This is a genomic window from Pontiella desulfatans (assembly GCF_900890425.1).
GTDB lineage: Bacteria > Verrucomicrobiota > Kiritimatiellia > Kiritimatiellales > Pontiellaceae > Pontiella > Pontiella desulfatans.
Genome location: NZ_CAAHFG010000004.1, coordinates 1,054,472 through 1,080,529 on the forward strand (window position 1 = coordinate 1,054,472; position 26,058 = coordinate 1,080,529).

Annotated in this window: 22 protein-coding genes, 1 other RNA gene and 2 pseudogenes; 10 read left to right on the forward strand and 15 right to left on the reverse strand. The window is 53.9% G+C overall.

Features of this window, described 5'->3' with window-relative positions:
* Window positions 1–145 precede the first annotated feature (145 nt).
* The 4 genes from E9954_RS29905 to E9954_RS29920 all read left to right on the forward strand — a co-directional run bounded on the left by E9954_RS29905 (window position 146) and on the right by E9954_RS29920 (window position 7,135).
* Window positions 146–964, forward strand: coding sequence for a hypothetical protein (locus E9954_RS29905; RefSeq protein WP_136082957.1), 819 nt, complete (start codon window positions 146–148; stop codon window positions 962–964).
* Window positions 965–1,249: 285 nt separating this feature from the next.
* Window positions 1,250–2,593 (forward strand): SGNH/GDSL hydrolase family protein, encoded by a 1,344-nt coding sequence (locus tag E9954_RS29910; RefSeq protein ID WP_136082958.1) that lies wholly within the window; start codon window positions 1,250–1,252, stop codon window positions 2,591–2,593.
* Between the two features lie 126 nt (window positions 2,594–2,719).
* Window positions 2,720–4,420, forward strand: coding sequence for a sulfatase-like hydrolase/transferase (locus E9954_RS29915; protein WP_222847376.1), 1,701 nt, complete (start codon window positions 2,720–2,722; stop codon window positions 4,418–4,420).
* Window positions 4,421–4,459: 39 nt separating this feature from the next.
* Window positions 4,460–7,135, forward strand: coding sequence for an endo-1,4-beta-xylanase (locus tag E9954_RS29920; RefSeq protein ID WP_136082959.1), 2,676 nt, complete (start codon window positions 4,460–4,462; stop codon window positions 7,133–7,135).
* 7 nt (window positions 7,136–7,142) lie between these two features.
* On the opposite strand, the gene E9954_RS29925 is transcribed toward E9954_RS29920, so the two are convergent.
* Window positions 7,143–8,735, reverse strand: a complete 1,593-nt coding sequence (locus E9954_RS29925) for a sulfatase family protein (protein ID WP_136082960.1) — start codon at window positions 8,733–8,735, stop codon at window positions 7,143–7,145.
* A gap of 174 nt (window positions 8,736–8,909) precedes the next feature.
* On the opposite strand from E9954_RS29925, the pseudogene E9954_RS33980 reads away from it, so the two are divergent.
* Both E9954_RS33980 and E9954_RS29935 read left to right on the forward strand, forming a co-directional pair.
* Window positions 8,910–8,996 (forward strand): annotated as a pseudogene (locus tag E9954_RS33980) (hypothetical protein); the annotation flags it as partial.
* Window positions 8,992–9,495 (forward strand): IS30 family transposase, encoded by a 504-nt coding sequence (locus E9954_RS29935; protein ID WP_281281281.1) that lies wholly within the window; start codon window positions 8,992–8,994, stop codon window positions 9,493–9,495. The pseudogene E9954_RS33980 and the gene E9954_RS29935, both read left to right, overlap by 5 nt.
* A 54-nt stretch (window positions 9,496–9,549) precedes the next feature.
* On the opposite strand, the gene E9954_RS29940 is transcribed toward E9954_RS29935, so the two are convergent.
* From E9954_RS29940 to E9954_RS29995, 12 genes and pseudogenes are all read right to left on the reverse strand, one after another.
* The gene (locus E9954_RS29940; RefSeq protein WP_168442692.1) at window positions 9,550–10,113 is read right to left on the reverse strand and encodes a hypothetical protein; all 564 of its coding nucleotides are present in this window, start codon (window positions 10,111–10,113) and stop codon (window positions 9,550–9,552) included.
* Between the two features lie 273 nt (window positions 10,114–10,386).
* Window positions 10,387–10,506 (reverse strand): annotated as a pseudogene (locus tag E9954_RS33755) (GIY-YIG nuclease family protein); the annotation flags it as partial.
* Between the two features lie 24 nt (window positions 10,507–10,530).
* Window positions 10,531–11,550, reverse strand: a complete 1,020-nt coding sequence (locus E9954_RS29950) for an IS1595 family transposase (RefSeq protein ID WP_136081302.1) — start codon at window positions 11,548–11,550, stop codon at window positions 10,531–10,533.
* 32 nt (window positions 11,551–11,582) lie between these two features.
* Window positions 11,583–11,729: a GIY-YIG nuclease family protein gene (locus E9954_RS33760; protein ID WP_136082964.1), complete on the reverse strand. Its 147-nt coding sequence runs from the start codon at window positions 11,727–11,729 to the stop codon at window positions 11,583–11,585.
* Window positions 11,730–12,167: 438 nt separating this feature from the next.
* The gene (locus tag E9954_RS29960; protein WP_136082965.1) at window positions 12,168–13,220 is read right to left on the reverse strand and encodes a Fic family protein; all 1,053 of its coding nucleotides are present in this window, start codon (window positions 13,218–13,220) and stop codon (window positions 12,168–12,170) included.
* Window positions 13,217–13,948, reverse strand: a complete 732-nt coding sequence (locus E9954_RS29965; RefSeq protein WP_136082966.1) for an RNA ligase family protein — start codon at window positions 13,946–13,948, stop codon at window positions 13,217–13,219. Before E9954_RS29965 ends, E9954_RS29960 begins: the two co-directional genes overlap by 4 nt.
* Complete coding sequence (locus E9954_RS29970) at window positions 13,945–14,475, reverse strand: hypothetical protein (protein ID WP_136082967.1); 531 nt, start codon at window positions 14,473–14,475, stop codon at window positions 13,945–13,947. The genes E9954_RS29965 and E9954_RS29970 overlap by 4 nt, the downstream gene beginning before the upstream one ends.
* Window positions 14,472–15,878 (reverse strand): DUF3696 domain-containing protein, encoded by a 1,407-nt coding sequence (locus E9954_RS29975; protein ID WP_136082968.1) that lies wholly within the window; start codon window positions 15,876–15,878, stop codon window positions 14,472–14,474. The genes E9954_RS29970 and E9954_RS29975 overlap by 4 nt, the downstream gene beginning before the upstream one ends.
* A gap of 40 nt (window positions 15,879–15,918) precedes the next feature.
* Window positions 15,919–17,454, reverse strand: a complete 1,536-nt coding sequence (locus E9954_RS29980; RefSeq protein WP_136082969.1) for a restriction endonuclease subunit S — start codon at window positions 17,452–17,454, stop codon at window positions 15,919–15,921.
* Entirely contained in the window at window positions 17,454–18,878 is a 1,425-nt protein-coding gene (locus E9954_RS29985; RefSeq protein ID WP_136082970.1) for a class I SAM-dependent DNA methyltransferase, read from the reverse strand. The genes E9954_RS29980 and E9954_RS29985 overlap by 1 nt, the downstream gene beginning before the upstream one ends.
* 12 nt (window positions 18,879–18,890) lie before the next feature.
* Window positions 18,891–21,275 (reverse strand): EcoAI/FtnUII family type I restriction enzme subunit R, encoded by a 2,385-nt coding sequence (gene hsdR, locus E9954_RS29990; RefSeq protein ID WP_136082971.1) that lies wholly within the window; start codon window positions 21,273–21,275, stop codon window positions 18,891–18,893.
* On the reverse strand, window positions 21,268–21,477 hold the full coding sequence (locus E9954_RS29995; protein WP_136082972.1) for a helix-turn-helix domain-containing protein: 210 nt from the start codon (window positions 21,475–21,477) through the stop codon (window positions 21,268–21,270). The genes hsdR and E9954_RS29995 overlap by 8 nt, the downstream gene beginning before the upstream one ends.
* A gap of 164 nt (window positions 21,478–21,641) precedes the next feature.
* Here E9954_RS29995 and E9954_RS30000 point away from each other — a divergent pair, with 164 nt between their 5' ends.
* Complete coding sequence (locus E9954_RS30000; RefSeq protein ID WP_136082973.1) at window positions 21,642–21,833, forward strand: hypothetical protein; 192 nt, start codon at window positions 21,642–21,644, stop codon at window positions 21,831–21,833.
* Between the two features lie 79 nt (window positions 21,834–21,912).
* On the opposite strand, the gene ssrA is transcribed toward E9954_RS30000, so the two are convergent.
* Window positions 21,913–22,266: a transfer-messenger RNA gene (gene ssrA / locus E9954_RS30005) on the reverse strand.
* A gap of 316 nt (window positions 22,267–22,582) precedes the next feature.
* Window positions 22,583–22,768 (reverse strand): hypothetical protein, encoded by a 186-nt coding sequence (locus E9954_RS30010; RefSeq protein WP_136082974.1) that lies wholly within the window; start codon window positions 22,766–22,768, stop codon window positions 22,583–22,585.
* A gap of 219 nt (window positions 22,769–22,987) precedes the next feature.
* On the opposite strand from E9954_RS30010, the gene E9954_RS30015 reads away from it, so the two are divergent.
* The 3 genes from E9954_RS30015 to E9954_RS30025 are packed head-to-tail and all read left to right on the forward strand — an operon-like array spanning window position 22,988 to window position 26,050.
* Complete coding sequence (locus E9954_RS30015) at window positions 22,988–24,169, forward strand: PQQ-binding-like beta-propeller repeat protein (protein ID WP_136082975.1); 1,182 nt, start codon at window positions 22,988–22,990, stop codon at window positions 24,167–24,169.
* Window positions 24,156–24,860 carry a 4Fe-4S dicluster domain-containing protein gene (locus E9954_RS30020; RefSeq protein ID WP_136082976.1) on the forward strand — a complete coding sequence of 235 codons (705 nt, stop codon included), beginning with the start codon at window positions 24,156–24,158 and terminating at the stop codon, window positions 24,858–24,860. Before E9954_RS30015 ends, E9954_RS30020 begins: the two co-directional genes overlap by 14 nt.
* Complete coding sequence (locus tag E9954_RS30025) at window positions 24,857–26,050, forward strand: radical SAM protein (protein ID WP_136082977.1); 1,194 nt, start codon at window positions 24,857–24,859, stop codon at window positions 26,048–26,050. Before E9954_RS30020 ends, E9954_RS30025 begins: the two co-directional genes overlap by 4 nt.
* The last annotated feature ends 8 nt before the right edge of the window (window positions 26,051–26,058 follow it).

Here is a 26,058-nt window from a genome sequence, read left to right on the forward strand (position 1 = left end):
TTTCTGCGTGTTCAGATTTCAGTATACAGCGTTCAGGAGTGCCGATTGCCGATATGGCTTCGGCGTATATTATGTAATACCTAATCGAATAAGAAAAAGACGCGGACGCTGTAAGCGTGCGTAACGTTTGAACGGAGGAACAATAATGAAGAAACTGGGAATGGCAGGACTGACGGCGATGCTGTTGGTTGCCGTAAGCAATGCGGATGTGCTGGAGGATTGGCAATTCAACGATGCCAATGGTACGGCGCTGAACAGCGTCAACAACAGCGGATCGGTCGGGTCTTCGTGGAATTTCGGCGGCCCCCAGACGCAGGCGGGAAGCCTCAACATCGGCGATGCCAACTACTTCAAGTTTAATCCGGGCAGTGGACAAACCTATAGAACCGCCGATTTTGCGCAACGCACATCCGGCCAGTATATCTTTGAGTTTGTTATCGCTGATTGGGATTTGGCCGGCACCGATGGAATCGGAACCGTTAACAATGGAATAAAATTCAATTTCGGAAGTGCAACGAACGGAAGCGCACAGCTTGAATTTGAAGTCGCTCAATCGGGCAGTAATGATATCCGTGTCCGTTCACAGAATTCAAACAACGGAACGTTGTCCGGAACGGACTCCCAGCATCAACTAGGCGGTCTGAACCTGACGAATACTTCCTCAGTTACGGTTCAGCTGCTTGCGGACCTCGACACTGGCGTCTGGTCTACCCGGGTAGATTATAATGGAAGCTGGGCGGATCTCGTTACCGACGGCACGGGAATGACCTCGATCGACCGGATCCAGCTCGTGGTTGACGCCAGCAACGGAACCTGGGAATACGGTGGTATCGGCGGAACGGCTACGGAATTCATCAAAATTGATTCGGTTTCCCTCACCCAGATTCCGGAACCGGCTACGCTGGGGATGATTGCGGTCTTCGGCGGAGGCATCCTTTTTATACGCCGCCGTTTCATGATGTAGCTGCATGGAGCAGGATAAATTTCAGCGGGATGCCGTTACGCCGGCATCCTTTTTTATGGCGCACGCTTCTGGTAATGCTGGATTGCCGACGAAGGTGTCGTAGCATGGCAGGAATGCAAAATCCCTTTTAGCGAAGGCTGCCTGTCCACGGCTCGCAAGTGATGGACTTCCCCTGTTCTGCCTCGCGCCGATATAGCAGGTTGTTTAAAAGAAGCGCCTTGCTGTGCCGCGGAGCATGAATCAATATAAGCTGTTTATCTGTCGGAAACGAGCAAGGAGCATGGGATGAATGGAAACAGACGCGGATTAATAAAAGGGATGATGATCATAGCCGTGGGTGTGGCTATGGGAATGGGCGCAGCGGAGTTTAAAACACCTGTTACATCGATCGACCTGCAGGATGGCGACACGCTTGTTTTTCTGGGCGACAGCATTACGCACCAGTGCCTCTACACGCAGTATGTGGAGGATTATTTTTATACCCGCTATCCGGATCGCCGGATCCTTTTCCACAATGCGGGCGTCAGCGGCGACCGTGCGGCCGACGCGCTCGACCGTTTCGCCGAGGATGTTGCTCCGTTCGAACCGAAATATATTACGGTGCTGCTGGGCATGAACGACGGCAGTTATCAGCACTTTGATCTCGGGATTTTCAACACCTATGAAACGGGCATGACCGAGCTCGCCGACCGCATGGACGCGCTCGGCGCGGTCGAAGTCTTTATGGGGCCGACGATGTATGATTCGCGCGTGGCCTCGGTCACGCCGCCGCACTGGCTGAAAGACCAGGAAAAGATTGCTCAGGCCAGGCACTATTACAACGCGGTGCTCGCATTTTATGGAACCTGGTTGCGCGACACCGCGGTGGAGCGCGGGGCGGGGTATGTGGATCTGCTCGGGCCGCTGAATTTCCACACCACCCAGCAGCGCCTTGAAGATCCGGCGTTTACCCTGATTCCGGATGCGGTTCATCCGGGGCCGGCCGGCCATGCGGTGATGGCGTTCGAGCTGCTCGAACAGATGAATGCCGACCGCTCGGTCAGCGGGATCAACGCATCCACGAAGCCGGATGGAAGCTGGCGGGTCGCCTCGCCGAATGGTGAGGTGTCGGACATATCCGGCGACGGCGCATCGCTTCGGTTCACTTTCAAGGCGCAGGCATTGCCGTGGGTGCTGCCGCCGGAAGCCACGCTCGGCTATGAAATTACAAAGTCCGGACATAAGATGAGCAATGAACATCTTTCCGTACGCGGGCTGAAACCCGGCAAATACAGTCTGAAAATCGACGGCATCGAAGTGGGGCACTACTCGCATGCCCAGCTCGGTTCCAAGGTGGAGCTGCAGAGCAACGAAAAGACGCCGCAATACCAGCAGGCGCTTGCGGTCGCGTTGCTCAACAAGGAGCGCAACGACAAGGCGGTTCATCCCCTGCGGGATCAATGGGGCGCCCGCAAAGGCAAGCGCCGCGAAAAACTGCAGGAAAAAGATCCCGAAGCCTATGCGCAGTTTTATTCGGCCTACGAGGCCGAGGTTGCCCACTTGCTGAACGTGAAGGCCGATTATGAAGAGCGCATTCACGAGCTCGCGCAACCAAGGGCGCGTGTCTATGAAATCAGTCCGGTAAAATAACTATCGCCACGGATTCGCTCCCGTTTCATTTTTCAGGTTTTAGGCGTCAATAGTCGCGGTTTACGCGGCGCTGGGGTGCGCATACCATTGATGGCCTCAATAGAAACAGAACGAGCGGGTATGAATATGAAAGGGTTACGGTATTTATCAATTGTTTTCATGGGGGCAGCGATTGCATCCGGCGTTCCGGTGCAGTCGGTATCGAAACCCAATGTGCTCTTCATTATGATCGACGACCTGCGTCCGCAGCTGGGTTGCTATGGGCATACCGAAACCCTTTCCCCGAATATCGACCGACTGGCGAGTGAGGGCCTGCTGTTCAACCGCGCCCATGTGCAGGTGCCCGTCTGCGGCGCATCGCGCGCAAGTCTGTTGACCGGGCTTTATCCCACGGCGGATCGCTTTGTGACCTACTATACCAAAGCGCAGGAGGATGCGCCCGCCATACCGGACATCCCCGCCCACATGAAGGCGAATGGCTATACCACCATTTCAAACGGTAAGGTCTATCACCATGCCGACGATAATACCAACTCGTGGCACGAGATCCACAAGCCGAAGGACTTCCGCGTCTATCTCAAGCCGGAAAATCAGGGCAGGGAATGGGCAGAAATGGCGGCCTGGGAAGATGCCGATGTGCCGGACAATGCCTATCCCGGTGGAGCGCTGGCCGACAAGGTGATTAAAGACCTGCAGCGAGCCAAAAACGAAGGGACGCCTTTCTTTATTACCGCCGGGTTCACCAAGCCGCACCTGCCGTTTAACGCACCCAAAAAATATTGGGACATGTATGACCCGGAAAGGCTCGCGCTGGCCGACAACCCGTTCGCCCCGAAAGACGCGCCTTCCAATGCCATTCATCAGTGGAACGAACTGCGCGACGGCTATGGCGGAATGCCGACCAACGGGCCGGTCTCCGATGCCGTTGCACGAAAACTGATTCATGGGTATTACGCCTGTGTGTCCTATACCGATGCGCAGGTCGGCAAGCTGCTCGACGAGCTGGAGCGGCTGGAACTGCGTGAGGATACGATTGTTGTTCTAATGGGAGACCACGGATGGCAGCTGGGCGAGCATGGACTTTGGTGCAAGCATGCTCTGTTCAACACCTCAACCTATACGCCGCTCATGATCAGCGCGCCCGGTTTCAAGCAAGGCCAGCGCACGGATGCCCTGGTGGAGTTTGTGGACATCTATCCTTCACTTTGCGAGCTGGCCGGTCTTCCAAGGCCTGGACACCTGCAGGGAAAAAGTTTTGTTCCATTGCTCAACGAACCTTCCAGGGATTGGAAACAAGCGGTATTCAGTCGCTATCATGCCGGCGAATCGATCACGACGGATCGCTATTCCTACTCGGAGTGGTCTGATGGCAGCCGCATGCTGTACGACCATAGGAAGGATCCGGATGAAAATACGAACATTGCGGTTTTGCCGGAATATGCACAGCTCACCGAAAAACTTTCGCGGGAGCTGCAAAAGCACCGCGAAAAGGTTAAAGCCCTGGATCTGGCTTCCGGCCTTCGAAAAACCGAAAACGTTCCGCCGACCTGGAAGTCAAAGCGGTTCCAGCAGAAAGCTGCAACAGCCGGTCAGCCTTACATGAACTATATCAACTGGCGGGTTTCGGATGCCGATGGAGATGAGCTCAGCTACGCCAAGATCCGCGGGCCTGAATGGCTGACGGTCTCCAATGCAAAATTCGGAAAAATTGAAGGAACGCCGGCAGCTGATAACGTGGGGATCAATCTATTTGTGGTGAGTGTTTCAGATGGAGTCAATGCTCCGGTTGAGGCCACGATGGAATTGGATGTGCTGCCGGCGAAATAGCGCGATTTTTTTTAGTTAGGTTGGATCGAGAGAAAAACCATGAAGTCATATTTTATACAACTGCTCTGTGTCATCGGTGCCGTGTCTTGCGCATCCGCCGCCCCGCTGAAGGATGAATTTTCCGATGACTTCCTGATGGGAACGGCACTGGGGAGCCGCCATGTGAACCATCACTATCGGTATCCCATGCGGCAGGATGCAAAGGAGCTCGCCGTGGTGACCCGGGAGTTCAATTGCCTTACCGCCGAGAACCTGATGAAAATGGAATACCTCCAACCCCGGGAGGGCTTCTTCAACTTTGAGCAGGCCGATGAATTCATGGCCTTTGCCGAGGAGAACGGCATGGCCGTCGTCGGCCATGCGTTGGTCTGGCATTCGCAGACACCGGATTGGCTGTTCAAAGACAAGTCCGGCAATCCGGTTTCGCGCGAGGTGCTCATTGCGCGGATGCGCAACCACATTCACACGGTGGTCGGCCGCTACAAGGGCCGCATCAAATACTGGGATGTGGTCAACGAGGCCATCGATACCAAGATGGTGGTGGATGAAAGCCTTCCATTGGATGAAGAGGGAAACCCGCAAAAAAAACGAGTGGCTTTTTATCGCGATTCCCCATGGCTTCAGATCATTGGCGAAGACTATATCGAACTCGCGTTCCGCTTTGCGCACGAAGCCGACCCGGGAGCCCGGTTGCTTTATAATGACTTCAGCATGACCGACCGGGCCAAGGTTGAATTTGCCGCCGGGATGGTGCAAGGCTTGAAAGCCCGGGGCGTCCCGATCGACGGCGTCGGGATGCAGGCGCACTGGCATTTGGATTATCCAGCGGTCGAGCAGCTGCAGGAGTCCATAGATATCCTGGCCGCAACCGGCGTGAAGCTCAGCATCACCGAACTCGACATCGGCGTGCTCCCGCGCGGAAACCATTATCAGGGAGCGGACGTAAGCCGGCGCGAGGAACTGCGCGCGGAACTCAACCCCTATACCAACGGGATCCCTGCGGAAATTCTCCGTGAGCAGGGCGAAAAATACCGTGCATTATTCGAGGTGTTCCGCAAAAACCGGGAGCATCTTGAGCGGGTGACCGTTTGGGGCGTCTCGGATAAAGATAGCTGGAAAAATAACTGGCCGGTGCCGGGCCGAACGGCGGCCCCGTTGCTGTTCGACGCCAACTACCAACCCAAGCCCGCCTACTATGCGCTGCAGAAGCCCAGCATGGTCGTCATCATCTGCGACGACCTCAACGACTCCATCGCAGGCATGGGTGGACACCCGCAGGCGAAGACGCCGAACATCGACCGCTTGATGGAGCGCGGTGTGCGTTTCGAAAACGCCGCCTCCAACTGCCCCCTGTGCGGGCCGTCGCGCGCCAGCCTCTGGAGCGGGCTGCTTCCGACCTCGACCGGCTACTATGGCTCCAACCAGCAGGCCAATCATTGGCGGAAAAATCCGGTGCTCAAGGAAGCGCCCACCCTGTTCGAACATTTCACGCGCAACGGCTACCGAAACTTTTCCACCGGCAAGATCCACCACAACGGCCATGAGGAGCTTTCGATCTTCCAGAATCCGGATGGTTTCCCGGGCTTTGGAAGCAAACCTAACTTCGGGCCGATTCCAAACGATGGAAAACCGAAAAACCTGCGCAACGGCGTACTGCCCCCGTGGATGCCGGCAAAGCTGCGCAAGGAAGGTGGGTGGGGCGACGGCTTCGGCCCCGTTCAGGATCTGAAACCCTACGGCGCGGAGTATGGCTGGACGATGTTTTATTCCGGCGAGCCGTGGGAGTTCCGCAACGGCCACGACCGCGATCCCATGCCGGACGAAATGCATGCCGCCGAGGCCGTCAAGTTCCTCAAACAAAACCACGAAGCCCCGTTCCTGCTGACGGTCGGTTTCACGCGCCCGCATTCCCCGTGGTATGCACCGCAGGAATATTTCGATCAGTTTCCGCTCGAAACCATCGAACTTGCGCCCATCCTGAAAAACGACACCGACGACTGCGCAAAGATTCTTGTTGAGCAGAACGACATCGCCCAGCCATGGGGCTGGCAGAAATACAGGAAGATCATGGAAAACGGCGGCGAGCAACAGCTGCGCCAATGGACGCAGGCCTATCTCGCCTGCGTGGCGTTTGTCGACGATCAGGCGGGAAAGATTCTCGATGCGCTGGATGAAAGCCCCTATGCCTGCAACACGCTGGTCATCCTCACCAGCGACCACGGCTACCACATGGGCGAAAAGGAATACCTGTTCAAATATTCCCCGTGGGAGGAGAGCGTCCGCATCCCGCTGGTGGTTGCCGGCCCGGGCGTGGCCACCAACCTGGCCTGCTCAACTCCGGTCTCGCTGATCGATCTTTACCCGACCTTTACCGACTATGCCCGTATGCCGCCGCCCCCGCGGCTCGACGGTTTTTCGCTGCGCCCCCTGCTGGAAGATCCAGCGGCTGGAAAATGGGCCGGCCCGGCCTTTTCCCTCGCGGCGTCCGCCTCCAAGGTTCCGGTCGAGCAGAACGTTCCCGCCAAGGCGTCCGACCAGCATTTCAGCCTGCGCACCGAGCGCTACCGCTACATCCGCTGCCGCAACGGCGAGGAAGAGCTCTACGACCACCGGAACGATCCCAACGAATGGATCAACCTCGCCGGGAATCCGGAATTCGGGCAGGAGCTCGCCTCGTTGCGGGAAAAACTTGAACAAGCGGTTCCGCAGGATTGAACCGCAGTTAGTTGCCGTCGAATTTTGAAACGTCTTCGAAGAACCGGCCTTCGTCGATGAGGCGCGGGTCGCCGGTGGCCTTCATTTCCGCGAGCAGTTGTTTCTGGAGCCTTGCAACGACTTCCCGGTATTCGGGATTGTCCGCGAGGTTGTTCATCTGGAACGGATCCTTTTGCACATCGAAGAGCTCCAGGCGCGGGCGCTTGCCATAGGCGTGCTGGAAATAGGTCTGCCACTTGGGGTCGTTGCGATGCTCGACGATCCACGCCTTGGCCGGCCCGGCATCTTCGTCGGGAAGGGTGGCGAAGGTGTTGTTTTCCAGCTTGTCGGAGGAGGGGGCCTTCCCGTTGTCCAGATCGAAGGGGTCGCCCAGCGGATAGCGGTCGGGCCGGAAGTTGATGACCAACAGGAATTCCCGGGTGCGGATGGCGCGCTGGGGGTAGGGCAGGTTTCCGGCGCGGGCCTTCCGGACGTGCCGCTCGCGGCCGATGTAGACCCCGGTGCGGGCGGGGTCGACCCATCCGTCTTTTTCGGCCGCCAAAACCGGCCAGAGTGTTTTCGCGGTCATCACCGACGGAACATCAACCTGGCCCGCCTCCAGGAAGGTGGGCGCCAGGTCCGGCAGCGAAACAAAGTCGTTCACCACGCGGCCGCCCCCGATGCCCGGGCCGGAGAGCGCGAGCGAAACCTGCGTGCCGAAGTCGTAGAGGTTGCATTTCCCATGCGGGAACCCCGGCGCGCCGTGGTCGCCCGAGATGGCAATGATGGTGTTTTCAAATTTGCCGCTCCGCTTGAGTTCTTCAATCAGCACGCCGATGGCTGCATCGAACGCCTGTGCTTCGCCGAGGTAGTCGGCGAAATCCTGCCGCACCTCATGGACGTCCGGCAGGAAGGGGGGCATCTTGCCCTTCAGGCTGTCGGGATCAATGTTCCACAGTTTCTTGCCGGAACCCTTGATCCACTTGCGGTGCACGTTGGTGGGGCCGAACCAAAACGCGAACGGCTTGCCTTGGCCGCGCGTTTCCAGGAAACTGCGGAAGTTGCCGCGGGCTTCGTCGAGCAGGGCCGCTTTGGCCTCTTCAACCGTTGAACCCTTTTTGATCAGTGCGGTTGCGGTTTGGGAAAACGAGTTGAAGCGTTTCCCGGCCTGCTCAAACCGGGTTCTTTTTTCGCCGATCGGAGCGTTGAGCGGGGTTCCCGGCGCCCACACCTTGTAGGAATAGCCAATGTCGTATCCGCCCGCCTCCAGCAGCAGCGGCCAGCTCGGGATCTTCGAATCCCACGTGGCGCCCTGCAGGATGGCGCCATTTCCCGTCCGCCAGAAATGCTGCCCCGAAAGCAGCGAGCTGCGGCACGGCGTGCACGAGGGCGAGTTGACGTAGGCATTCAGGAACAACACCCCGGCTTCCGCCACCCGGTCGAAGTTCGGTGTCGAAACGGTATCGTTCATCGAGCCGGGCCCCTCGACCTTGGCGTAGGCGCTCGCATGCCGTCCCCAGTCGTCGGCAAACAAAAACAGAATGTTGGGCCGTTGCGCCGAATGGGATCCGGTTGCGGCGGCAAGAAGCAGGGCGGCGAGGGAGGACAGATGCATTTTCATGGAAACACTATAAAGGGGCCGCGGCTCGCCCCGCGACTTTTTTTTGCCGAATAACGCGGGTGGATCATGCGGGGTAGACTGTAAATCAAACTGTCCGAAATTGGAGCGAGAAGAACCCCATGCCAGAATGAACCTTATTCTACATCGACCAAAACGAAGAAAAGGAGCATCGGCATGGGGCAGAAGGAAAGTAGCAACAACGACCGCAAGGGCAAACATTTGAGCTGGGAAGAACGCATCCAGATAGAGACCCTCCATAGGGAGGGATACTCCGAAAAGGACATCGGCGAACGTCTTGGCCGCTCTCATGAAGGCGCAGTGCTTGGAGTATGCGGTTTGCGAGAAAACCATCTATAACCTGATCGACGCGCAGAAGGTGCCCGGCGTGACCAATGAGTCGCTATGGGAGAAGCGCAAGCGCAAGAAGGGCCGCAAGTCGTTGTGCCGACAGCGCAAGTGCGCCGTGGATCCCGGCCATGGCATAGGTGATCGCCCGCAGGAAGCCGAAGAACGGCAGGTGGCCGGGCTCTGGGAGATCGACCCGGTCTTTGGCGGCAAGGGCAAGGGAACGGCCGTCCTGCTCACCCTCACCGAACGAAAGACCCGCAAGCAGATCATCCGCAAGCTAAAGGACAGGACGGAGAAGGCCGTTGCCCGCAAGCAGGTCCAGAAGATCGAGGACGGGATAAACAACTATCCGCGCAGGATATTGGATTTTGAAACCGCAGAGGAACGGTTCATTCAGGAGCTGTCGGCATGAGGCGCGAAAAAAACGGACAGTTTGATTTATAGTCTACCAATGGCCTTCGGGCGGCTAGAAGACCAGCAGATCCTTCGGGGAGCCGATGCCGAAAAGGCGGTCGGAAATATCGCCCAGCGCCCCTAGGGTTTCGCTCGAGAGCAGGCCAAGGATTTCATCGACGGCCTCGCCCGAGATCATGTAGGGGGCGCCGTTGAAGATCAGATCCTGGTCGATGCAGAATCCGTAGATCTGGTATTCGCCGCACTCCTCCGGGGGATAACCCTTCACCATGCAGTGGCCGAGCCAGCGCTCGTGGCGGGTTCCGAATTTTTCCAGTAGTTGGGCGGGGCGGTGCTCGAGGTCGACGTTTTCGGCGAAATAGCTGCGGATGCGCCGGGTGCTCTCCTCCGAAAGGTTCTCCAAGCACTGGAAATGGCACTGCAGGCAGATGGCGTGCTCGAACAGGGTTTCGCCATCCTGGAATGCTTTTTCGATCACATAGTTGGTGCCCGGTTCCATCAGCTCGCGGTGGCACAGGCTGCAATGGCTGATCGGCTTGCCGGTCTCGAACGACCAGAAGATTTCCGGAACCGGGATATAGTCATCATAAACAATCATGCGGTATGGATAACACAATTCAACCGCCTTGAACAGAGGCCGCGCCGTAAATGAATGCGTTTTTTCCGCCGAACTTCAGGGTATACGTACCGAGGAAAGCTTTGTAGTTGGTCATTTCGATAGACTGAATCTTCCTGCCACCCGCTGTCACCAAAGAGTTTTTTCAGATGCTCATTACCGCGACGAAGAATACCTCCACCTGAAGATCTACGACCTACCTCATCTGGCAACGCGACGGGACCTGTGAGACGCACTTCCGAGAAGAACCGGAATTTTCTTCTTTGGAATGAATTACCACAAGCGCTTTTTGGCGAAGGCGCGGCCCGAACCGGATTTAAGATAGGCCTCAAATGCTGCAGATTGCTCTCGTGAAGAAAAAGCAAGATAGGTCACGAATTCCCATGGCTTGTATCCTGCCTATCCGATTAACACAGGCTAGGTCGAATCTTTCGATTCCCTTGCGGCTTTATAAAAGTTTTGCACAGTCGGAGACTCCACCTGGACCGCAATTTTCAGCACACTCTCGAAGCCTACCATGGGCCAGAATCGGCGATTGAACCGGAATACGAATTCGTTGAGATAGCCCTGCAAGTGCGCCGAACTCACGCCGTGGTGTGTTCCCAGAAGCCAGGCATCAAGATTTCCGAATACAATGTGAATCATCGGAAGATGCTGGTCCGTTTTGGCCTGATCCCCTCTGATGGGCACGGCGATGTGTTTGTACCCCAATCCATGCAAGTTGTCATAGCCCGTCCATCCGTCGGTTCGTACTTCGGCTTTCTTCTGGACGTTGGTCACAAGGATCGGCTCCAGCGTTTCCTGCTTTCGGTTGGGAACAACCTGAAGCCGCAACCTTCCCGCAATAAAACTCCGTCCATGTCCTCCCTGATGCTGTGGACGCTGCCCTGATGGCAGGTTCGGATCAGGCCCCAGAGCCTTCTTGCGAGGCATAACTTCCACCATACCAACAACAAGTGTTTTGTGATGCCGTCCCCGGCCCTCCCCTTGGGTTGTGCCACCGACGAACGTCTCATCCACCTCAACGGGCCACTTGGAACCAATTCGGTCTCGCTCTGGCCGAACCATAGCCATGCGCAACTTGTGCAGAATCAGAAACGCAGTTTCGTAACGTTTGATACCGAGCTGCCGCTGGAATTGCAGAGCACTCATACCCGGGGTCTGCGTCGTCACCAGGTAGGCAGCCCAAAACCAAATCGTCAGGGGGAGTTGTGTTCGGTGCATAATTGTTCCTGCTGTGAGGCTGGCCTGATTCCCGCATTGCCTACATTCCAGCACGCGGGGTCTGGCTCGAAGTCGCCAAGGGTCACCGACGTTTCCACAGGACGGGCATTCGAAACCCGCTGGCCACCTGACATGCTCCAGATGGTGCAAGCAGGATGACTCATCAGGAAAGCGATGTTGAAACTCCAACAGGGTTCGAGGGTAATTCGACATGCGTTAGGGTGTGCCAAAAACACCAACCTGTGTCAATCGGATAGGCATGGCTTGTATTTTGAGGTATGCGGAGATCCGCCCTCATTGTGTTTATTTAGGCGGGATTTGAGATCATCGGTGAGGCCGATGTAAGTTTGGCCGGGATTTGCGATGCTCCGAATGAGGTAAACGTAGTGCATGACTTTTCCTTATGGACGTGCCAAGTCCTCCTTCGCTAAAGCTTCGGCGGACAGCCCTCGCCAATTCTCCGGCTTGCCAGCCGAAGGCGGTTGCCAAGTCCTCCTTCGCTAAAGCTTCGGCGGACAGCCCTCGCCAATTCTCCGGCTTGCCAGCCGAAGCCTTGGCGAAGGCTGGTGGAGGACGCGTCGTCGATAAACAATTCACGCTCCGCCCGCCCGTCATTCACAACCTCTTCAACAGCAGCTTCATACGAATCGTATATTTCCCAGGGCGAGAGTTGTGAAAAAGGAAGCGATTTAACCAAATTTCCTTTCTCCGTTTTCTCCGCGAGTTTGCGGGTGCTATTTTGACTCCAGTTTACAGCATAAAAACCGCGTCAGAATCTTCCGTATCACAGCAGTTGTCATAGCTTTGTCACAGCTTCGTGTCGCAGCTTGTCACAGCTCCGCTAAAGCATAGTGACGAGTGGGATCTGTTGCTCCTGCACCAATTTCTAAAATGACCTCTTTATCCAGCATACCCTTGAGGTCTCGTTGCAAGCTACGTCGATTTACATCGGGGCAGATACCTTCAAAGTCCTGAATGGTCAGTTTTCTGTTTTGAAGCAAATAACCCAGAGCTTTGCCTTGGCGTTCATTCAGACTGTGCTTCTGAACCAGAACGTCGCGGCGGATAACCTGCTCGCCTCGCTCTTTCACTTCGATCATCTGGGTTTCGAGCCCCGTGATGAAATAGTCAAGCCAGCCGGTCATATCCATATCGTTTTCTCGAACGCTTTGGATCTTTTTGTAAAAAGTGGGTCGGTCGCGGTCGTAGTATTCGCTGATGGTAAACAGCCGCTTGAAGTCGTATCCAGCTTTGTACAGGCAAAGCGTGGACAGCAGGCGCGAGGCGCGTCCATTTCCATCGAGGAATGGATGAATGTGCACCAACTGGAACTGAGCAATACCGCTGACCAACACCGGGTGAATATCAAGATCGCTGTTCAGCCATTTGACCATTTCCGACATCATGATCGGCACGTCCGCCGCGCCGGGCGGGGTATAGATGACTTGACCAGTTGCCGCATTGGCCACATAGTTTTGAATGCGCCGGTAGTTTCCAGGATCAGCTTTGCCGCCGCGAACGCCATCCACCAGTTTACGGTGAATCTCCCGAATCATACCTTCATGGATCGGATCCCCGCTGTCCAGGCACTCGGATACAAATCCAAAGGCCGAGCGATAATTGAGCAGTTCCCGCGCATCATCCGGGTCAGCCTCCGGCACCGCTTCTCCGCGCCATAAACGTTCTGCCTGGTCCAGTGTCAGATGCGTTCCTTCAATATGGGTTGTATGATGCGCCTCTTTGATCAATGCCTCAGCGCCCATATCCCGCACCCAGTCATCCGACAAACGCGCCGCCTCCAAAAAACCACGCGCCCGCTCAATCTGCGTGATCGCGGCGGTCATGCGGTTGGTGATGGTGAATTTGGGTGTGAAGGTGGTCATGAGCTTGTCTCCTCATTTTTATCCAGCACTGCACTCTTTCCCTCCCAAACCGTCGAAGCGAGCGTATTCGATCTTATGGGCGCACGCGACCAATGTTCATCAACGGCCTGAATAAAAGAAGACCGAACAAGTTTTGCGCGTTTCGTCAGCCACTGTCCGTGTTCCGCCCGGAGATAAAGTCCTTCAGCAGGATCATCTGATATTTTTGATTGCGCTAACATCAGTTCTATCTCCGACAGAGAAAAGCGCCCTTGGGCCACCTGTGGGACTTTGGTGACTTCCATTTGTTCGAACAACTCATTTCGGCGCATAACTGAGAGGAATTTCTTTTCATGCTTATCATAAAGATCAAATCCAAGAAACCAATCGGGCAGATGGTTGTAATGAACAGAATGCTGAGCCCAACACCACTCGCCAAAAAGGATATAACGGTCAGTTAATATTTCAAACAGCAGATCTAATTTAGGTTGCAGCCATTGTTCCAGTTTTTTCCACTGTCCTACGGCAGGAAACGTCAAATATGCCCCCCTATTTTGACAGAGCAAACCTCCCTCTGAATCAAAGGATATTCCCAAATTTGCGCCATCAACTTTTTCTTCAACAATCAGTTTATTCAGGAGGAAATCATCTTGTTCTGCTTTTGACAGAACCTTGTCGCCCCGAACGACCACGCCTTCTAGCGTCGTCAGGTGAGGGGTTGATGGGAATTTGTAAAACGAGTCATTCACGTCCCTATTTTCTCCGCATACTTACCCTGAATGTATGAAGCACACATGAATTGTACCGTGATATTGCAGATACTTAGCGCATCTTTCCATCCCCACCATTTGCTATCTGTTGCCTGAAGAATGGTTGGCTTGTTTGGATGTGTATTCGCAACGGCAACAAACTTGCGATCTGAAATGTCGAATTCCGTTAGATCCGCATGCTGGGGAAATTCATTGTATGAATCTCCGTTCTTTGTGATTTCAACGCGTTGATGATCTGGCAAAGCGTACCGATTATCATGCACCCACTTCATAAAGCAGTCCCCCATACCGGGACTCCCACTCATTGAAAGCTGTTGCCGATATTCATCAAAAATTTCGTCACCTGCATCCAACACAACTCCCTTTTTCTTGATGACATGCTCTATCGCTTCAATGCATGCAAGAACGCACTCATCAGGCACATCAGAGGTTGGGTCAGGCTGAGTGGCCAGATTAGCTGTTTTGGCGACATTCGTATCCACCACGCATAAATTGGGATAGCTCATTCAGAAAGCTCCGTATTTAGAGATTTCTGCTCCATCCGTTTTTTCATGGCCGCCTTGGCTTGTCCGGTAATATCACCCATTTCATCGCCAAAAAAGTTTGGCGGCCAGTTCAAAATACTGCCAAACATATCAATCTGTAAGGGTTCTAATTTTGCAGGTGTTCTACTGACATTCGCAAAATAGGCCGAGACTTTTTCTTGCGACACAGCATCTTCTGCAATTCTTCGCTGCAAGCGTCTCAAAAAATGCTCTGAATGGGTTTCAATAACCAATTGAATATTCCGGTCGCAGCCGTTTTCTCTAGAGTTAATCACGTCAATCAGTACATCGGCTAACGCCGATTGTGCATTAGGATGAAGATGAATTTCGGGCTGTTCCATAATAATGATGGAATTTGCCGGAGCATAAAAACATTGCACCAACACAGGAAGTACTTGTGAGATACCAAACCCTACATCCGGCAAATCCACCCAATCTCTGGAACCTTTCGTGCGAACTTTCACCTCATATTCTTGACGCTGTTTTGAAATTGGATTCACTCGAAATTCTTCAATCAGGCTCATTTGCTTTAGCTTCATCGCAATAATTTGCTCAAAAGGTTTCGTGGCTTTTTTATACCCCATACTGATTTTTCGGTTTCTGGCTGCCAGAATGGCCGCAATCGTATTTTCACCTGAATAGCCAACACTCTCCGGTTCCATTCCCGTCCAGGAATATAAGCGCTCCACTTTTGTGCGTAGTGGCCCTAAATAACAAATGGATCTAAATAGCTTTTCGTGCAGTAGATTTAAGTCCTGAACAAAATCAGCGTTCTGGTGATACGCAACCACCTCATCAGGAAAACCATAAAATCGAACCGGCGCTCCGGGATACCAGACACGGCCTTTATTGCGCTTAAGCGAAAAACCAGTGGCGTCCACTTTGTAATCCGATTTTGAATCCGCTTTTCGTTCCATCCCCACGGACAAGCTTCCCTCTGTATCCTTCTTGAGCTCATATTGGAATTTATCAACCACCAGCATATGCTGATCCTTATTGCCTAGCCCTGCTTCAGCATCGAATCTTATCGCACTATATTCATACGATTGGCCCGAGTTCGGATCTTTGAATTTAGTCGAAACAGGCAAAGTCCATTCATACTCAAAACTAATCTTATTTTCCGGATCACGGTGAAATACCATTTCCTGATAAGAACCCAGCTGTACGGCAGAGTTTTTGCTGCCCGGATGAAACACCGCCTTGCGATCCGGTGACTCGACCGTCTGCTTCAACATCATCAGAAACTGACCGATGCTCGACTTGCCTGAACTGTTGGCGCCAAAGAATAGAGAAATCGGAGCCATGCGAATCGCATCCGTATCCTTCCAACCCTTAAAATTTTGTATGCGTAACTGCTTCAACATAATGGAACTCCATCTACTCTGGTTTTAAATTGCTGTGTGCTTACTTTTTCAAAGCCTCTCGAATAATGCGAGCCTCTTCATCAGGGGCGCGGGCCTTCAGTTGGGTCGCGGGCGAAAAGGCTTCTTTGAGGACGGCTTGGAGGAGGCGGTCGGCGTGCTGGCGGGAGTGCTCGATTTCCTGTTCAAGCTCGCGGCAGTGCGCCATCAGCGCCTCCACCCGCTCTACAATCGCCGCTTGTTCGGCTAGGGGTGGGAGGGGGAACAATAAGTTCTTGAGCTTACTGCCACTAACATTTGGCTGCGCACCACGAGCTGCATCAATCAGCTGCTCCCAGTAGCATGGACTTCCTAGGTACATTTTTATAAACACCGCTAATTCAATAAAGGAAGGAATGACACGAACCAAATATGATGCAAAAACCGATTGAACAGGAAGAGCATCAACCAAATAGGACTTCCCCACAGTCCCACCAGTTCGTGCGATGAGAATATCACCCACATTAAGAAGGTATTTCCTTCGCTCTTTATCCGTACATGCACAACCAGGAACTGACTCCCAGTTAACACGATCATTTTGAATATCTGTAATACGGAGCAACCGGGTTTCTTTTTTATTCACATCTGCTGAAGCAGTGAATCCATAATGAATATCTCTCGACATATCCATCAACCGACACCACTCCCATCCTTCCGGAATGCCGAAAGGAATTTCTTCAGGGGTGATGGGCGGGAGCGGTTTTTGTTTCCGGATTTTCTTGTCGGCGATGAGCTGATCTTTTTCTTTTTGGATGCGTTTGAGCAGTTCGGCGGCGGGTTCGGTGGCGGGGTTTTCTGCGCGCCACTGTTCCGTCAGCTTTCCCTGAATCGCCTCCTGCAAAATAGCCTGCTTTAGTTTTCCCAACAGCGCCTCTTGGTGCGTGATTTCCGACGCCAGTTCCACTTGCCTTTTCTGAGAAGTTAAAACTTCTTCGATTTCAGGAACGATATTCGAATTCTCTGAATCAGATGCTATTGCAACTATTTCATCCTGAACAGAGCGTTCAAACTTAGGCAACTTTAGAGCAGAAAGCTTTTTGGCATTAACGCTGGGTCGGAATTCATCACGATTGAGAGAGGTAATTTGTCCCCAATAGAAATAGCTGTTCAAAAAAATAGAGATGAACGCGGGGTTCGTATTGGAATTTGCCCGAATTCGAATCAAATAGCCTGCAAAGATCGAATCTTTTGGCGGTGACAAAACCATGAAGCTTTTTCCAGTAGTTCCACCTGTTCTGGCAATAATCAGATCGTGATCATTGAGCAGGTATCCATCGGGATCGTCACACTTACAAAAGGGCACGGAATCCCAATCAATTTTCCCGTTAGTAATATCGCTAATGCGGACGAACCGATTTGTCCCAGAGTCTTTTGCGGCGGCGTTGAATCCGTATTGCGTGCCCTCAATGTAATGCGAAAGAGGAACTTCATTTTCTGCGAGTGATCCAAAGTGGCGAAGGAGCATAGTGTTCTTAATTAAACGTTCCTTTTCATCCTTCTCCGAAACAAACGTAAGTGGGATATACTTTGCCTCTATCATTACGCTTCCAAACCTTGAAGAATACTATCTATTTTAACCTGACTTTTCCGAAGTGCAGCTATGATTTCCCCTTTACTCAGAATCTCTTCATCATCTGGGATAACAGGATTTTTCACATCCAAATCAAAACCAGCTTTGAGATCATCAACGCTGACCTTCCACGCATTTTCATTTTCTTCGCGGTCGTCCCACCAGTCGATCAGCGGGGTGAATTCCTCAAATTGGATGGGCTTGGTTTTGGAATAGCTTTTTTGTCCTTCGGGCAGTTGGTGCTCCCAATACCAGATTTCTTTAGTCGGCGTGCCTTTTTGGAAGAACAGCAGATTGGTGGAAACAGTGGCAGGATGGAAGGTGGACTGCGGCAGGCGAATGATGGTGTGCAGGTTGCAGTCGGTCAGCAGTTTTTCACGGATGCGCGCCTTATAGCCGTCGCCGGTGATGCACCCGTCGGGCAACACAATCGCACAGCGTCCGCCGGGCTTGAGCAATTGCAGCATGAGGATGACGAAGAGGTCGGCGGATTCGCGGCAACGGAAGGAGGCTGGAAAGTTGGTTTCAACGCCTTCGGCAATGCCCGCTCCAAAAGGTGGGTTGGCGAGAATTACGTCGACCTGTTGTTTGGGGCCGATGGTGTTGTATTCGGTCTTGAGGCTGTCGCGGTAGTGCCAGTCGGGGACTTCCAAACCATGGAGAATCAGGTTGGTCAGGCCGAGGACGTACGCCACGGGTTTGTATTCCCACCCGGCGATGGACGTTTGCAGGACGGCTTCGTCGTCGAGGGTTTTGACCTCGCTGTCGCGAATGTAATCAATGGCGGCAGAAAGGAAGCCTCCGGTTCCTGCGGCGGGATCGAGCACCTTTTCACCGAGGGTGGGATTCGTCATCTGCGTCATGAGCTGGGTAATGGCGCGAGGCGTGTAATACTCACCTTTGTTGCCGGCATCGCGCAGTTCAATCAGGATGGATTCATAGATGGTGCCGAAAATGTGGCGGTCTTCGGAATTATTGAAATCGAAGCCATTCAACTGGTTGATGACTTTGCGCATGGCAAAGCCGGATTTCATATAGTTGTTGAGCCCGTCAAATACCTCGCGCACAAGGGAGGCGCGTTGCGGGTGGTGCGGCGCATTCAGATTCTTCAGCTTCGCGAAGAGTCCGTCGGACGGGTGGTCGATGAAAAGTAACAGCTCGTCGCCGGTGAGTCCCTCGGGATCAACGGCCCAGCTACGCCACTGGAATTGTTCAGGGATAACAGAGGTGTATCCTTCGCGGATGCATTCAAGCTCCAGGTCTTTTTCGTCGAGGATTTTGAGGAAAATCATCCAGCCGAGCTGTTCCAGTCGCTGGGCGTCGCCGGAAATACCCCGGTCTTCATCGCGCATGATATTGCGCACATTTTTTACAATGGAGGAAATATTAGCCATAGTTGAGTCTCATTAAACTGCGTAAAGTTCTTCGGTTAAATCATGGATCGCTTCGTCGTAGGCGGCTTTGCCGCCAAAGGCCCGGATGATCTCCGGAGCGGTGCCCAGTTGTTTGATCGGGTCGAGCGTGATGATGGCGGGGTTTTCCAGATCGGCGAGGCCGTCGTCGGCATATTTTTCGAGCAGTGCATCAATCACGTTACGGGCGAGGTCGCCGTAGCGGGTGAAATAGTCACGTTTTCTGACCTGCTCGGCCCGCTCGCGACGAGTGAGTGGTTTTTGCTCATAGGCGATATGGCAGATCAAATCGAACGGATCAAAGTCGGAACCGATTTCTTCCTGTAACGCCGCAAATAGAATGCCGTGCTCTTCAAGCTCATCCACAATGGCCCGTTTTTTATCGGCTTGCTTCCATTTACTGAGAAAAGCATCCAGCGTGGCACAGGCCGAGCGGATATTCGCACGGGTGTAGTCACGCAGACTTTCGGTGATAATTTTCCCGTCGTGGCCCATGTACTGAACGCGCTCTTTAAGGATCACCACTTCCACGCCGTTTACATTCACTTTCCGGCGCGTCCGGTATTCTTCCGTTTCTTCTGCCACAAACGAAACATCTGGTGTTTCGGGATCAGGGAACTCGACGGTTTCGCCCGTCAGATCATCAATGAGCAGAGCATCATCCGCTTCGTCCTCGGTTCCGGAGATGTCATCATCCTGGACGGCGTCTTTCACACGAACGGGATCGCCATCAAATTCCTTGTCTGCGAAAAGCGCAGTGACATTGCGAAAATCCATAATGGTGAAGTAATTTTTGCCGTAGTCTTCGTTAATACGAGTTCCGCGCCCAATGATCTGCTTAAACTCCGTCATTGATCCGATATTGGAGTCGAGGACGATCAGCTTACAGGTCTGGGCATCCACACCGGTAGACATCAGTTTCGAGGTCGTCGCAATGACCGGATAAGGTTCACTTGGGCTGATGAAGGAGTCGAGGTGACGCTTTCCCTCTTCGTTATCGCCGGTAATCTGCATTACATATTTACTGCTACGTGCGACTTCATCGGCATTAGCATTCGCAAGAGCGGTTCTCATTCCTTCGGCGTGCTCAATGTCCACGCAGAAGACAATAGTTTTGGAGAAACGCCCACTGCCCTTTAGAAATTCGGTAATTTTTTCGGCAACCAGCGTTCGACGTTCATCGATGACGATGTTCTTATCAAAGTCGGAACGGTTATAAATTCGATCCTCCACCGGATTGCCGTCTTTGTCCTTAAATCCCTTCGGTGGTCTCCAGCCCTCGGCATCCACATCCAGCGTCACCTTAATGACTTTGTAGGGGGCGAGGAACCCGTCGTCTATGCCCTGTTTTAGGGAGTAGGTGTAAAGCGGATCTCCAAAGTATTCGCTACTGGAAACATCCTTTGTTTCTTTTGGCGTTGCCGTCAGGCCGACATGAGTGGCTCCCGCAAAATAATCCAGGATTTCCCGCCACTTGCTGTCTTCTCGGGCACTTCCCCGGTGGCACTCGTCTACGATAATCAGGTCGAAAAAGTCCGGACTAAACTGCTTGTAGGCATCGTTATTGTTATTGTCAGAGAGCCCCTGATACAGGGCGAGGTAGATATTGTAAGCCGTATCAATCTTCTTGTTTTTAATGACCGTAGCCGCTTCTTTGAAATGGCGAAAATCGCCGCGAATGGTCTGATCAATTAGTGCCGTCCGGTCGGCCAGAAATAGAATCCGCTTTTTAAGACCGCTTTTCCAGAGGCGGTAAATGATCTGAAATGCGGCATAGGTTTTCCCGGTCCCAGTTGCCATCACCAGCAGATGACGGTTGTCTCCTTCATTTTTGGCAATGGTCTCTACGGTGCGGTTAACAGCAATTTGCTGGTAATAACGCGGAGAACGACCGGAGCCGTCTGCAAAATAGTCTTGAGCTACGATCGGGTCAACTTCGTCAGCAATATCCTTGAAAGCTTTATACTTCAGCCAAAGCTGTTCCGGTGATGGGAAGGTGTTCAAAGGAAGCTCTGTTTCAATGTCTCCGTCTTTTACAGTTCGATCGTGAAATAGGAATGCGTCTCCATTGCTGCTGAAAACAAATGGAATATCCAGTGTTTCTGCATAGCCGAGAGCCTGCTGCATGCCTGCATTCACCGAATGTTTGTTGTCTTTGGCTTCAATGACAGCAATAGGAATGTTCGGTTTGTAATAGAGAATGTAGTCTGCCCGTTTCTTTGCTCCACGAGTGTAGAGTTTGCCCCGCACATAAATTCGGCCGTCAGTGAAGCTGACCTCTTCGCGAATCTGGGTTTGAATATTCCAGCCGGCCTCCTTCAGGGCCGGGGTAATAAATTTTGTGCAGATGTCGCGTTCGGAGAGTTGCTTCTTATTCATCGTCCAGCTCTCCCTGTTTTCTTTTGTCATCGCAAAACTGCTCAAACTGTCGCTGAGCCAACTTGGAAGGTTTGGTTTTCTCGTTCTCCCAGCGATTGACGGTGGCAAAACTGACGCCGAGAGCATGAGCCAGTTCTTCCTGGCTGAGATGCAGTGCAGAGCGCACGGCCTTTACCTCTTCTGAAAATGGTTTGGTGCCCATATCTTTCCTTCTCGCGTTCGCTAAAGTCCTGGGCATAATATAACACCTGTTATAGCTTGTGCAACGGCGTTTTTTTTAGGGCAGAAAAAAAACAACTCTCTTCCGACACATTCTCTGTTTCTCCGGTAAGTAACCCCACACGTACGAAACTATGGGAGAAGCGAATGGATATTAATGATTTGTTTGACGGAATCGCGGATGCATTTCGCCAGTATCAGGAAGAAACGGAGATGTCTGTTTCCGGACTTGAGGAGAGTGTGGATGCAAAAATACAGAGAACGGAGAAGCAGATGAGCGAAGAAATCGAGGTTAATCGGCCTTCTGGCGGAGATTGGCCTGAAGGTAAGTCCGGATAGCGAGTGTCATAACTATTTTCGTTCTAAAAAGTTAAGGCCAACACCCTCTCATCAGAGAGGAGGTTGGCCTAACAGAGTTTGGTGGAGGCGGGGGGAATTGAACCCCCGTCCGAATAAGAGTCACAGCAGCTTCTACGTGTGTAGTCGGGCATTAAAAGATTCGCCGCCTCCGCTGCCACCCGTCAGAGCCACTTTGGTCGCTAGAATCCTGTTGGGTTTCGCGCCGCGTCCCGGATCCCCGGAGTTGGCACTAGCTTGTTGTCGTCGCCTCTATCCCCTAACAAGCTTCAAGGTAGAGACGTAGCGGAACTATGCCGCCATTGCGTAACTTTCGTCAGCATTTATGTTTTTTGGGCTCCTTTTTACGAGGCCTGGAGTCCAACCTCGACACGCCACTGAAGCTTCAACCTACCCGTCGAAACCAGTCGCCCCCAAATCATTGGGTTTTAAGCAGAGACAGAGGGAACACGAAAAACGTTCAACCGTCAACACAGGTTCATCGGATATTTCTAAGGCCCGGACTCTCGTGCGGTCTTCCACCGGGTGCCCGCCCGCCGAGGGGCGGGGCAAAATTGGAATGCAGGGTGTTGCCCTGGCTACTGGCGGTATAGGTTGCGAATGGGGAGTGGCGGCGGTTCCACCAGCGGGTTACCGGTAACCGGGCGGTCCATGGTATGGTTAGTTTGTGTCGCATTTCGGAATCCTTCCTTATCGAAGGTTTCTTTTGCAAAAACAGTGCCAACCTTGGTTCAGTCTTTGCCGGTGCGGTGAAGCGCCCCCAGATGGTTGAGATCGTCCTCGTGCAGCGGCGCGGATTTAACGGTGTTGCTTTCCGGATCATCGCGGTATTTCCTGCGATTCCACCATTTGCCGTCGTGCTGGTTGCCCTGACGCCCGTTCCGCAATCGAACTCTCCATGGAACTTGAAGTTTCATGCCAATGCTCCTTTCGTCCAGTTAGACTGCATTTATGAGAAAACAGTCAATATTCGCTCCTCCAAATATCACGAACCGTGCCAGGAGCATGCCGATGTGTTCTGGCTCTGGGCGGGGCGCCCGTTTTAACATGCTGTCCTTTTCACTCACGTTTTGTTCGTTCCTTTTGCATCGCGCACCAGGTTCGTGTAGAGTGGCGCGCTCTAACCGGAGGTAGTCATGGAAAAATGGATGGGTTGTTTATTGGTGGCGGCGGTGGCTGCCGGGGCGGTTGCGGACGATTGGCATACCTGGCGCGGCCCGAATGGAGACGGGATCTCGAATGAAAAGGGTTGGAATCCGATGGGCGCGAAAACGCTTTGGACCAAGGAACTGGGCGTGGGCTATTCCACCGTCAGCGTCAAGGGCAACAAGCTCTACACCATGGGGCACCAGGAGGGCACCGATATCGTATATTGCCTCGATGCGAAGAGCGGCGAGAAGATCTGGGACTATTCCTATCCGTGCAAAACCGGGAAATACAAGGGGCCGCGTGCAACACCGGTGGTTGATGGGCAATTTCTCTACACCGTTAGCCGCGAAGGCGAGCTGTTCTGCTTCGAGGCCGAGTCCGGCCAGAAAAAGTGGAGCCTCGATGTGCTTGATGAAACCAAGAATGAGGATAGTCGTTGGGGATGGGGAATATCGACTTCGGCGGTCGTGGAAGGCGACCTGATCCTGCTCAACATCGGAAAGGCCGGAACGGCGGTTGATAAGCATACCGGAAAGATCCAGTGGACGAGTTCGGGGCTGCAGAGTTATGCCTCCCCCGTGGTCTTCACGCACAAGGGGAAGCGGCTGGCCGCCATCTTCAGCGCGCCCGGCCTCCAGATCGTCGATGCCAAGTCCGGAAAGAAGATCGACGACTACGGATGGGAAACCAAGTATGACATCAACGGCGCCGACCCGTTGGTCATCGGCGACCGGATTTTCATCTCCTCCGGCTATGATCGCGAAGCCGCCATGTTGGATTTTTCATCGGGCAAGCTGAAAAAACTGTGGAACAGCGACGTCATGAAAATGCAGTTCAGCAGCGCGATCCATGCCGATGGATACATCTACGGGGTGACGGGGCAGAATAAGAAAAAAGGGCACCTGCGTTGCATCGATATGGACGGCGAAGAGCAGTGGAGCATGCCGATCGGGTTTGGTTCCGTGATTGCAGCCGATGGCAAGCTGATTGCGTTGGGCGAAAAGGGAACCCTCTACTTTGCTGAAATTTCCCCGAAGGAATATAAGGAAATTTCAAGCATCGAAACCGGACTCAGCCAGCTCTGCTGGACGCCCCCCGTGCTCGCCAACGGCATCGTCTATTGCCGCAACGACAAGGGAACCCTCGTCGCCGTCGATGTCTCGAAATAAATCCATTCTAATATGCCAATGCGCCGAGCGCGGGTTGGTTAACGTAGACGGAGCTTCCGGCTCCGTTGCGGATGGGCAGGTGGTTTCTATTCCCGACCTCTGCAAGGCCGCTGCCGAGCGCGATCCCGTGCTGGGAAACGGCTTCACCGAAATCCATGCCTGCCATCCCCGCGCCGTTCAAGCCCTCTTTGACTTTGCGGGGCACAAGTTGTCCGGTGATGTGGAGATCGTCAACCACCGCACCAATCCCCCCATCTCCCCATCTCCCGCTCTCCCTCTCGATACAGGCGGCCCAGCCGCCTGGTACCCGGTCATCGACTACGACCGCTGCACCTCCTGCGGGCAGTGCCACGACTTCTGCCTGTTCGGGGTCTACGAAAAAACGGAAGCGGGCAAGGTGGTCGTCGCCCATCCATCCAGCTGCAAGAACAACTGCCCGGCCTGCGCCCGCATCTGCCCCGAGACCGCCATCATCTTTCCCAAGGTCGGCGAGTCGCCCATCGATGGCGCCGAGATCACCGACGAAGAAACCCAGAAGGCCAACGTGAAAATCAATGTCGATGAGCTCCTCGGCGACGATGTCTACGCCGCCCTCAACGCCCGCAAGCAGAAGCGCCGTTCCCTGCTCAACCAAAAGAAGATCGACCAGGCGCTCGAAGAACGCCGCCACTGCTCGGAGAAAGAAGAATGAGTGCCACGTTGATGAAGCGCCTGATGACCGAACCGGACAAGCGGCTGCTGTGGAAGTTCGCCTACAACTTCGGCTACAAGGGCATGCGCTCCATCGAGCGCTTCCAGAAGCGGCTGAAGCAAGGCGAATATTTCCCGGCCTTCCTCTTCATCTCCGTCACCAACGCCTGCAACCTCGCCTGCCAGGGCTGCTGGGTGTCGCAATCCAACCCCCCGAAGGAGATCGCGCCCGGCACGCTCGACAACCTGATCACGGAATGCAAGAAGCAGGGCTCCTACTTCTTCGGCATCCTCGGCGGCGAACCGTTGCTCTACGACGGCCTTTTCGAGGTCTTCGAAAAGCATCCCGAATGCTATTTCCTGCTCTTCACCAACGGTATGATGATCACCGATGCCGTCGCCAAGGAGATGCGCCGCATCGGCAACATCAGCCCGCTCATCAGCATCGAAGGGCTCGAAGAGGTCAGCGATGTCCGGCGCGGCGGCGAAAGCGTCTACCAACAATCCATGATGGGCCTCGCCAACTGCACCAGGAACCGGCTCGTCACCGGCGTCTGCACCAGCGTCTGCAAGTCCAACATCGACGACCTCGCCAACGAAAAGTTCGTCAACGAGGTAGCCCGGCTCGGCGCCCACTACCTCTGGTACTACATCTACCGCCCCGTCGGCCCCAACCCGACCCCGTCGCTCGCGCTCAATTCCGAACAGGTCACCGACCTGCGCCGCTTCATGGTCGATGTCCGCCGCAAGGCCCCGATCATGGTGGTCGATGCCTACTGGGACGACCAAGGCGCGGCGCTCTGCCCGGCCGCCGTCGGAATCGCCAACCACATCAGCCCCGATGGCTACATCGAACCCTGCCCGCCGCTCCAATTCGCCAAGGACAACATCGGCGACGGCACCGGGCTCTACGACATTTTCAACAACTCCGAATTCCTCGCCAAGTTCCGCTCCATGTGCACCGCCACCACCCAGGGCTGCATCATCATGGAACACCCCGGCAAGCTGGCCGAATTCATCGAGTCCGAGGACGCAACCGACAGCTCCGGGCGCGGCACGCTGCTGCAGGAACTCGGCTGCATGGGCTCCTGCGGCAGCCACCACCAACCCGGCAAAGAGATTCCCGAACGCAGCTGGGCCTACCGCTTCGCCAAAAAACACTGGTTCTTCGGGTTCGGGGCCTACGGTTAAGGAGGAGG

What these genes read in the sequence shown, in the direction of transcription:
- E9954_RS29910 (WP_136082958.1), top strand. Translation starts at nt 1,250, where the DNA reads ATGAATGGAAACAGACGCGGATTAATAAAAGGGATGATGATCATAGCC.
- E9954_RS29920 (WP_136082959.1), top strand. Translation starts at nt 4,460, where the DNA reads ATGAAGTCATATTTTATACAACTGCTCTGTGTCATCGGTGCCGTGTCT.
- hsdR (WP_136082971.1), bottom strand. Translation starts at nt 21,275, where the DNA reads ATGAATAAGAAGCAACTCTCCGAACGCGACATCTGCACAAAATTTATT.
- E9954_RS30015 (WP_136082975.1), top strand. Translation starts at nt 22,988, where the DNA reads ATGGAAAAATGGATGGGTTGTTTATTGGTGGCGGCGGTGGCTGCCGGG.
- E9954_RS29995 (WP_136082972.1), bottom strand. Translation starts at nt 21,477, where the DNA reads ATGGGCACCAAACCATTTTCAGAAGAGGTAAAGGCCGTGCGCTCTGCA.
- E9954_RS30010 (WP_136082974.1), bottom strand. Translation starts at nt 22,768, where the DNA reads ATGAAACTTCAAGTTCCATGGAGAGTTCGATTGCGGAACGGGCGTCAG.
- E9954_RS29925 (WP_136082960.1), bottom strand. Translation starts at nt 8,735, where the DNA reads ATGAAAATGCATCTGTCCTCCCTCGCCGCCCTGCTTCTTGCCGCCGCA.
- E9954_RS29950 (WP_136081302.1), bottom strand. Translation starts at nt 11,550, where the DNA reads ATGTCGAATTACCCTCGAACCCTGTTGGAGTTTCAACATCGCTTTCCT.
- E9954_RS33760 (WP_136082964.1), bottom strand. Translation starts at nt 11,729, where the DNA reads ATGCACTACGTTTACCTCATTCGGAGCATCGCAAATCCCGGCCAAACT.
- E9954_RS30025 (WP_136082977.1), top strand. Translation starts at nt 24,857, where the DNA reads ATGAGTGCCACGTTGATGAAGCGCCTGATGACCGAACCGGACAAGCGG.
- E9954_RS30020 (WP_136082976.1), top strand. Translation starts at nt 24,156, where the DNA reads ATGTCTCGAAATAAATCCATTCTAATATGCCAATGCGCCGAGCGCGGG.
- E9954_RS29915 (WP_222847376.1), top strand. Translation starts at nt 2,720, where the DNA reads ATGAAAGGGTTACGGTATTTATCAATTGTTTTCATGGGGGCAGCGATT.
- E9954_RS29975 (WP_136082968.1), bottom strand. Translation starts at nt 15,878, where the DNA reads ATGTTGAAGCAGTTACGCATACAAAATTTTAAGGGTTGGAAGGATACG.
- E9954_RS29970 (WP_136082967.1), bottom strand. Translation starts at nt 14,475, where the DNA reads ATGAGCTATCCCAATTTATGCGTGGTGGATACGAATGTCGCCAAAACA.
- E9954_RS29905 (WP_136082957.1), top strand. Translation starts at nt 146, where the DNA reads ATGAAGAAACTGGGAATGGCAGGACTGACGGCGATGCTGTTGGTTGCC.
- E9954_RS29985 (WP_136082970.1), bottom strand. Translation starts at nt 18,878, where the DNA reads ATGGCTAATATTTCCTCCATTGTAAAAAATGTGCGCAATATCATGCGC.
- E9954_RS30000 (WP_136082973.1), top strand. Translation starts at nt 21,642, where the DNA reads ATGGATATTAATGATTTGTTTGACGGAATCGCGGATGCATTTCGCCAG.
- E9954_RS29960 (WP_136082965.1), bottom strand. Translation starts at nt 13,220, where the DNA reads ATGACCACCTTCACACCCAAATTCACCATCACCAACCGCATGACCGCC.
- E9954_RS29980 (WP_136082969.1), bottom strand. Translation starts at nt 17,454, where the DNA reads ATGATAGAGGCAAAGTATATCCCACTTACGTTTGTTTCGGAGAAGGAT.